Source organism: Paludifilum halophilum, assembly GCF_002245355.1.
GTDB classification, from domain to species: Bacteria; Bacillota; Bacilli; order Thermoactinomycetales; family DSM-45169; genus Paludifilum; species Paludifilum halophilum.
Window position 1 is genome coordinate 1 of the sequence record NZ_NOWF01000163.1, and the last position, 401, is coordinate 401.

General features: G+C 53.1%; 1 pseudogene. It reads right to left on the reverse strand.

The features are described from left to right. Window positions 1-203: 203 nt before the first annotated feature. Window positions 204-401, reverse strand: a pseudogene (gene higA, locus CHM34_RS18710) (type II toxin-antitoxin system antitoxin HigA); the annotation flags it as partial.

Below are 401 nucleotides of genomic sequence, written 5' to 3' on the forward strand. Positions count from 1 at the left end.
GTGGTGATCTGCGCAGGGCAAGAGCCAAACCGCGCGCTGGCGCAACCGCTGATTGATAGCGGGAAAACTGTGCATTTAATTGGCGGCTGCGATGTGGCTATGGAGCTGGACGCACGACGGGCAATTGCCCAGGGAACACGGCTGGCGCTGGCGATTTAAATCGTTATTTTAAGCGCCGGATGCAACGCATCCGGCACGTCGCGTTAATCAATAAACAAGGCGGGAGAAATGCCGAATCGCGTTGCCAATTTTTTAGCGTGTTCCAGCGTTAATTTCCTCTTCCCGCTCAAAACGCGTGACACCATAGATTTACTGCCAATTTCCGGCAGATCGGCAAGGGTTAAACCATATTGATCCATAAGGGTACGAATCACGGCTATACCGCCAGGCATGGCTTGAGC